The organism is Pseudomonas sp. 1912-s, assembly GCF_029269205.1.
Lineage (GTDB): Bacteria > Pseudomonadota > Gammaproteobacteria > Pseudomonadales > Pseudomonadaceae > Aquipseudomonas.
The window spans coordinates 250,243-258,115 of record NZ_JARIXR010000008.1 but is presented as its reverse complement, the minus strand read 5'-3'; the positions used below and the strand labels follow the sequence as shown (position 1 = coordinate 258,115).

Annotated in this window: 6 protein-coding genes and 1 pseudogene; 5 read left to right on the top strand and 2 right to left on the bottom strand. The window is 62.7% G+C overall.

Annotation, left to right across the window (positions count from 1 at the left end; all coding sequences use genetic code 11):
- Positions 1–340: 340 nt before the first annotated feature.
- Entirely contained in the window at positions 341–1,357 is a 1,017-nt protein-coding gene (locus P3C29_RS13395; RefSeq protein ID WP_201121503.1) for a DUF4917 family protein, read from the bottom strand.
- 127 nt (positions 1,358–1,484) lie between these two features.
- On the opposite strand from P3C29_RS13395, the gene yiaY reads away from it, so the two are divergent.
- Entirely contained in the window at positions 1,485–2,633 is a 1,149-nt protein-coding gene (gene yiaY, locus P3C29_RS13390) for an L-threonine dehydrogenase (RefSeq protein ID WP_010176633.1), read from the top strand.
- Here the strand turns inward: yiaY and P3C29_RS13385 are convergent.
- Positions 2,600–3,786: pseudogene (locus P3C29_RS13385) on the bottom strand (MFS transporter). The gene yiaY and the pseudogene P3C29_RS13385 sit on opposite strands and share 34 nt — an antisense overlap.
- A gap of 115 nt (positions 3,787–3,901) precedes the next feature.
- Between P3C29_RS13385 and P3C29_RS13380 the strand changes: the two are divergent.
- The 4 genes from P3C29_RS13380 to P3C29_RS13365 all read left to right on the top strand — a co-directional run bounded on the left by P3C29_RS13380 (position 3,902) and on the right by P3C29_RS13365 (position 7,853).
- Positions 3,902–4,576 (top strand): NAD(P)H-binding protein, encoded by a 675-nt coding sequence (locus P3C29_RS13380; RefSeq protein WP_275964693.1) that lies wholly within the window; start codon positions 3,902–3,904, stop codon positions 4,574–4,576.
- A complete protein-coding gene (locus P3C29_RS13375; RefSeq protein WP_010176630.1) occupies positions 4,577–5,488 on the top strand; it encodes a LysR substrate-binding domain-containing protein in 912 nt (303 codons plus the stop codon).
- Between the two features lie 236 nt (positions 5,489–5,724).
- Positions 5,725–6,918, top strand: coding sequence for a CaiB/BaiF CoA-transferase family protein (locus P3C29_RS13370; protein WP_275964691.1), 1,194 nt, complete (start codon positions 5,725–5,727; stop codon positions 6,916–6,918).
- Positions 6,915–7,853 (top strand): hydroxymethylglutaryl-CoA lyase, encoded by a 939-nt coding sequence (locus P3C29_RS13365; protein WP_275964690.1) that lies wholly within the window; start codon positions 6,915–6,917, stop codon positions 7,851–7,853. The genes P3C29_RS13370 and P3C29_RS13365 overlap by 4 nt, the downstream gene beginning before the upstream one ends.
- Positions 7,854–7,873: the final 20 nt, after the last annotated feature.

Here is a 7,873-nt window from a genome sequence, read left to right as displayed (position 1 = left end):
TGGCTTCTACCACTCAAGCCGGCCTGTAGGCCGCTGTGCTGTAGATTTTGATCTTGATCTGGCTCTGACTGCCCCAATAAGCCCGAGGCCGAACGCAGGGATTGAGGAGCGGGTAAACCGGCAGGACGCCGGTTTAGCCGCGACGGGGCAGGGACGCCCCGTCGCGGCGGCCCGCGGAGCAATGCCGGAGTGAGGGCACACCGAGCCTTAGCGAGGTGCCGACAGGCGGGGCAGAGCCCTTTGCTTACTTTGGGGCTTTTCCAAAGTGAGTCGCTGTAAGAGCGAAACCCTAAGTAGCCGTTACCTAAATAACGGATATGTACACAACCCCCACCCCCCATCACCGCTCCACCGGCACCGAAAGCCCCGGCGTGCCAAGCGCATGACTACGCGCATCAAAAAACCGCAACTCCACATCCATCCCCTCAAACAGCTCCGCAAAACGCCGCTTCTGCTGCTGGATAAACCCCGCACTACGACCAAACACCGAAATCGCCAAAGTGCTGACGTTCGCCTGCCGAATCGCCTGCACAAGATGCACATCCTGCGCGCCGAGGTGATGCCCGAAAATGCAAAGCCCACCCTCATGGCTCAACAACTGCTCATAACAGAACGACAAATAGTCAGAACTGCGAATCGTCTTCAGCTTCTCCTCAACCTTCCCCTCACTGACAAACAACGGCACATCATCCAGCGTCTTGATCGTATTGTTGATCGCAAAACTGCTGAGCAACGTGCTGTCAGTGGTCGGCAATTTACGCGCCGTACCGTCAAGGTTACGCACCAGATGCAGGCCGCCGTGCAGGTACAGAACGCGTGTGGTGTCGGTCACGGTATTGCGCAGGTCAAAGCTCGCATCGGCACTGCGAAACAGATCATCGATGCCCGGCGCCTGCAGGATCGCCCAGTAGTTGAGCAAGTCGTAATTGCTGGTAAACACCGTCGGGTAACTCGCCAATTCCTGATGAATCGTCGCCAGCGTCGAAGGCTTCACCAGGCGCCACGGGATGTGCACGCTGTGGATCGTGTTGATCAGCGCTTCCTTGATCGCGTAGTACCGATTACGCGGCGCCGCCGAGCTGACCGCCAGGGCCTTGTTGACCCGGCTGGTGGTCTTCAGCGCCCCCAGCACCTGTTCGAAGCTGCGGGTCTGCATCGCGTCAAACACGCTGAGTTCAGACTGGCTCAGGGGTTTTTCTTCCACGGTGCGGGCGTTTTCGAACAGTGAGTCGTAGGCAAAGTCTTCCCACACTGCGCGGCTGGCGCCGTTGCCGATCAGGATCCCGCTGAAGGCGGTACTGCTGCGCAAGGCGTTCCAGTCTTCTAGGTGGGCATCAAAATCCTGGGAATCCTTCATTGCGGCGGGTCTACTCAAAATCGGCTGGGCGGTGACTTTATCACGAGCGGGCGTTGATCCTGGTCAAGATGCCGCAGGCAATCGAGGTCGATGCTGTAGGCATAACGACTTTAAAGGATTAGCCACCATGAGCAGCACCTTCTTCATTCCCGCCGTCAACATCATGGGCATCGACTGCCTCGACGAAGCCATGACCGCCATTCGCAACTACGGTTTCCGCAAGGCGCTGATCGTTACCGACGCCGGGATGGCCAAGGCAGGTGTTGCCAGCATGATCGCCGAAAAACTCGCGATGCAGGACATCGACTCGGTGATCTATGACGGCGCCAAGCCCAACCCGAATGTCGAGAACGTTGAAAAAGGCCTGGCCCTGCTGAAACAGAGCGCCTGTGATTTCGTGGTGTCCCTGGGTGGCGGTTCGCCCCATGACTGCGCCAAGGGCATTGCCCTGTGTGCGACCAACGGTGGGCACATTGGGGATTACGAAGGCGTCGACCAGTCGGCCAAGCCGCAACTGCCGCTGGTGGCCATCAACACCACCGCCGGCACCGCCAGCGAAATGACCCGCTTCTGCATCATCACCGACGAAACCCGCCACGTGAAAATGGCCATCGTCGACCGCAATGTCACGCCGCTGCTGTCGGTCAACGACCCGGCGCTGATGGTCGGCATGCCCAAGGGCCTGACCGCCGCCACTGGCATGGACGCGCTCACCCATGCGATCGAAGCCTACGTCTCCACGGCCGCCAACCCGATCACCGATGCGTGCGCGATCAAGGCCATCGAGCTGATCAGTGCCAACCTGCGCATTGCAGTGCGCGACGGTAAAGACATGGCCGCCCGGGAGAATATGGCCTACGCGCAGTTCCTCGCCGGCATGGCCTTCAACAATGCGTCCCTGGGGTTCGTGCACGCCATGGCTCACCAGTTGGGCGGCCTGTATGACTTGCCACACGGCGTGTGCAATGCGGTGCTGTTGCCCCACGTGCAAAGCTTCAACGCCAGCGTCAGCGCCGAACGCCTCAGCCATGTGGCCCGCGCGTTGGGTGCCGACATCAAGGGTACGTCGGCGGAAGAGGGCGCCCAGGCGGCCATCGCGGCGATTCGCAGCCTGTCCCAGGATGTGGAAATTCCTGCCGGGCTGCGGGAGTTGGGCGCCAAGTTGCAGGACATCCCGCTGCTGGCGAGCAACGCACTGAAGGATGCCTGCGGCCTGACCAATCCACGGCGGGCGGATCAGCGTCAGATTGAGGAGATCTTTCGCAGCGCGTTTTGATCGCTCTGATCAGGGCGACGCTCAGCAGTGCGCCGCCCGCCAGCACCCCGCACAACACCGTCAACGGCCAGGCCTGCTGACTCGCCAGCAGGCTGGCCACACCACCGATCACCGCGGCCATCAACTGATGCATAAAGCCGCTCAAGGCCATGGCGTAGGAGCCGCTCACCGGCGACTCATCATTGGCCAGCGACAGGCTGATGGGATAACTCATCGACTGCCCGAACACCGCCAGGCAGTAAGGCAACCACAATAGAATCGCCAGGCCATTGGCAAACAGGCTGCCCAGCAACATCGTTGCGCTGCCGCACATCACCAACGCCACGCCCCAACTCATCATCGACAGGCGCCCGGTGCGGGCGACCAGGCGATTGACCATCAACGCCCCCGCCAGATACGCCCCGCTGATCGGCCAGCCGAGCCAGCCATATTGCGCCGCGCTCCACTGGAAATGGCCCTGCAAGATCAAGGGGGCGCAGGTGTTGAAGGCGATGATCACCCCGTAACCCAAACCGCCCGCCAATGCAGGACGCAGAAACGCCGGATGGCGCAGGATCGTGCCGTAGATGCGCCAGGCCGAGACGTGCCCGGCGGCTTTTTCCAGTGTCGGAAACACCACCCGTTGCAGCGCAATCATCAAGCCGGCAGCCGCCATCGCCAGCCCATAAAAGACCGCTTCCCAGCCAAATGCCACCTGCAACAGCGAGCCCACAAACTGCCCGATGCCCAACGCGATCACGAATGTCATGCCCAGCCACGACAGCCCCTTGGCCAACAGCGCACCGCTGAAACTGTCGCGAACCAGCACCCGCGCCATCACCGATACACCGCCCGCGCCGAGGCCTTGAACCAGCCGCAGGCCAAGAAAGGATTCGAGGTTGTAGGCGGACGGAATCGCCGCACTGGCCAGGGCATACAGCGCCAACGCCGCCAGCAGCACCGGCTTTCTGCCAACCCGCTCACCGAGGCTGCCCCAGAGCAGCATCGGCAGCGCCATGCCGATCAAATACACCGCCAGGGCCAGCGCCACCTGGTCTTCGGCGGCAGGCAATGCGTGGGCAATCGCCGGTACGGCGGGTAGGTAACTGCTGATGCCAACCTGGGACAGAAAGGCCGCGCTGCAGGCGATGGCGAGGGTGGTGGTGCTTTTCAAGGGGCAAAAGATCCTGTTGAGCAGTAAGCTGCAAGCCGCAAGCTACAAGCTGCTAGTGTGTTTGTCTCTAACTAGCCGCCTGAAGCTAACCGCTTGTCGCTTAGGAACCAACCTTATGAGAGTTCTATTATTCGGCGCCACCGGCATGGTCGGCCAGGGCGTGTTGCGCGAGTGCCTGCTGGCCAGTGACGTGCAGGAAGTGGTGGCCGTCGGCCGGACCGCGCTGACCCAGGAACACGGCAAGTTGCACCAGGTGCTGCATGCCGACATGTTCGACTTCCAGCCCCTTGAGCATCTGCTGCAAGGCTTCGATGCCTGCTTCTTTTGCCTGGGCGTGTCCTCGGTGGGTATGGATGAGGCCAAGTACACTCACTTGAGCTACGACCTGACCCTGGTGGCTGCCAGCACCCTGGCCCGGCTCAACCCGCAGATGACCTTTATCTACGTGTCCGGCGCCGGTACCGACAGCAGCGAAACCGGTAAAACCATGTGGGCGCGGATCAAGGGCAAGACCGAGAACGCCTTGCTGCGCCTGCCGTTCAAGGCGGTGTACCTGTTCCGTCCCGGGGTGATTCAGCCGCTGCACGGTGTGCGTTCGAAAACCCCGCTCTACCAATCCCTCTACACTGTCACCGGCCCGCTGTTGTCGTTGCTGCGCCATGTGCGGCCGGCCTGGGTGGTGAGCACGGAAACCGTCGGCCGGGCGATGCTCTCGGCTGTCCGTCACGGCGCACCTCTGCCGGTGGTGGAGCAGGCCGACATCAATCGCCTGGCCACCGAGCTCGCCTAGATGCTGCACAAAAGCCTGGTTCGCCGCCTGGACCTGATCACCCTGCAACTGTTTGTGGCGGTGCATGAAGAAGGCACGCTGACCCGCGCCGCCGCCCGTGAAGCCATCGCCGTCTCGGCGGCCAGCAAGCGCTTGATGGAGCTGGAACAGGTGCTGGGCGTGAGCCTGTTTGTGCGCCAGGCCAAGGGCATGCAGCTGACGGCTGCCGGCGAGACCTTGCTGCACCATGCGCGGCAGATGCTGTTCAACGTCGAGAAGATGGGCCTGGAGCTGGGCGAACACAGCCATGGCGTGCGTGGTTATGTGCGGATGCTGGCGAATCTCTCGGCGATCATTCAGTTCCTGCCTGAAGACTTGCGCGACTTTTCCGCGCTGCACCCACAGGTGAAAGCCGACCTGGAAGAGCGGCCCAGCAATGGCGTGGTGCAGGGCGTGCTCGACGGTGTCGCGGACTTGGGCATCTGTTCCAGCGACACCGATACCAAAGGCCTGCCGGGCGTGACCTATCGGCGGGACAAACTGGTGGTGCTGATGCCGGCGGATCACCCGTTGGCGGCGCGCAAGGCAGTGGGTTTCGTCGAGACCCTGGACAGCGACTACGTGGGCCTGCATTCCGCCAGTTCGATCAACATGCGTACCCACGCAGCCGCGCGGGAGGCGGGCAAGGTGCTGCGCCTGCGGATCCACGTGCCGGGCTTTGACGCGATGTGCCGGATGGTCCAGGCCAACATGGGCATTGGTATCCTGCCGCAAAAGGCTTACGAGCTGTTTGGTCGGGCGTTGGGGTTGCATGCGGTGCCGCTGACTGATGCGTGGTCGGACCGCAGCCTGATTCTGGTGGTGCGTGATGAGGCGCAGTTGTCGCCGGTAAGTCGGTTGCTGTTCGATTATTTGCGTCGGGAGCAGGGCTGAGCGAAACGCTGCAGGCCTCATCGCGGGCAAGCCCTGCTCCCACAGTTGACCGAGATGTTTGGGGAAAAATCGATCCCCTGTGGGAGCCGGGCTTGCCCGCGATAGCGATTTAAAGAGCGCCCAAAATCCCCGAGCCTTCGCATTTCGCGAACGCTCGTTGCCAACTGACGGTTGGATTTCTGCTGCCCGTGTCCTCTAGCCTTGGCCCCACATTCCAAGAACAAGAGGTACACCCCATGACGGCTCCCCTGAGCGGTATCAAGGTGATCGAGATCGGCACCCTGATTGCCGCGCCCTTCGCCGCCCGCCTGATGGCCGAGTTTGGCGCCGAGGTGATCAAGATCGAAGCCATGGGCCAGGGCGATCCGCTTCGCAAATGGCGAAAGCTGCACGAAGGCACGTCGCTGTGGTGGTACCTGCAATCGCGCAACAAGAAGTCCCTGGCCCTGGACCTCAAGTCCGCAGAAGGCCTGGACCTGGTCAAGCAACTGCTGGGCGACGCCGACGTGCTGATCGAAAACCTGCGCCCCGGTGGCCTGGAAAAACTCGGCCTGGACTGGGACGTGTTGCACGCCCTCAACCCCAAGCTGACCCTGGTGCGCATCTCCGGCTACGGCCAGACCGGCCCTTACCGCGACCGCCCGGGCTTTGGTGCCATCGGCGAGGCGATGGGCGGGATTCGCTACACCACCGGCAACCCGGATTCGCCACCGGCGCGGGTCGGCGTGAGCCTCGGTGATTCCCTGGCGTCGCTGCACGGGGTGATCGGCGCGCTGATGTCGCTGCTGCGGGTCAAGACCGGCCAGGGCGATGGCCAGATCGTCGACGTGTCCCTGGCCGAAAGCGTGTTCAACCTGATGGAAAGCCTGGTGCCGGAATACGACATGCTCGGCCATGTGCGCGAACGCAGCGGCGGCGCCTTGCCGGGCATCGCGCCGTCCAACACCTACCTGACCGCCGACGGCGCCTACGTGGTGATCGCCGGTAACAGCGACCCGATCTACAAGCGCCTGATGCTCACCATCGGCCGCGCCGACCTGGCCGAGGCGCCGGAGTTTGCCCACAACGACGGCCGCGCCGCCAAGAGCGGCCTGCTCGACGCGGCCATCACTCACTGGACCAGCAGCCTGCCCATCGATCAGGTGCTCAGCGCCCTGGAAGCCGCCGAAGTTCCGGCGGGGCGCATCTATTCAGTGGCCGATATCGTCACCGACCCGCACTACCAGGCCCGCGACATGCTGCTCAGCGCCGACCTGCCCGGCGGCCTGACCGTGAAGATGCCCGGCATTGTGCCCAAGCTGTCGGAAACCCCTGGCGCGGTGAACTGGCAGGGCCCGAGTCTGGGCCAGCACACCGACTCGATCCTCGGCGACCTGGGCTTGACCGGCGCAGACATTCAACGCCTGAAAACGTCAGGAGTGGTGCAATGAAAAACTATTCCGATGCCTTGATCGTGCAGGAAGTCTCGCCCCGGGACGGCCTGCAAATCGAGCCGACCTGGGTCGAGACCGTCGACAAGATCGCCCTGATCGATCAACTGTCCCTTGCCGGGTTTTCCCGGATCGAAGCCGGCTCGTTCGTGTCGCCCAAGGCCATTCCCGCGTTGCGCGATGGCGAGCAGGTGTTCCAGGGCATTACCCGCCGTCCCGGGGTTATCTACGTGGCGCTGATCCCCAACCTCAAGGGCGCCCAGCGTGCCATCGAGTCCCGGGCCGATGAGTTGAACCTGGTGATGTCCGCCAGCCAGACCCACAACCTGGCCAATATGCGCATGCGCTGCGAAGCGTCGTTGGCAGCGTTTGGCGACATTGTGAGTTTTGCTGCTGACTTTCCGGTGCGCCTCAACGGCAGCATCGCCACGACCTTCGGTTGCCCGTTCGAAGGCAAGATCGACGAAGACCGCGTGCTGCAATTGGTCGACGCCTATCGCGAACTGGGCATCCAGGGCATCAGCCTGGCGGACACCACGGGCATGGCCAATCCGCGTCAGGTGGAGCGCTTGGTCAAGCGCGTGCTGGAACGGGTTCCAGCCAGAGATTTGACCCTGCATTTCCACAACACCCGCGGCCTGGGCTTGTGCAATGTGCTGGCCGCCTACGAGGCGGGGGCACGACGTTTTGATGCGGCATTGGGCGGCCTCGGCGGCTGCCCGTTTGCGCCCGGCGCGTCGGGCAATATCTGCACCGAAGACCTGGTCAACCTGTGCGAAGAAGTCGGGATTCACACTAGCATCGACCTGCCGCACCTGCTGCAGATGTCGCGGCAATTGCCGGCGTTGCTCGGCCATGAACTGCCGGGCCAGGTGGCCAAGGCCGGGCGCAATTGCGACCTGCATCCGCCACCGGCCTACATCGCCACCCTGTAAGCCGCAACCAGACAACAAAA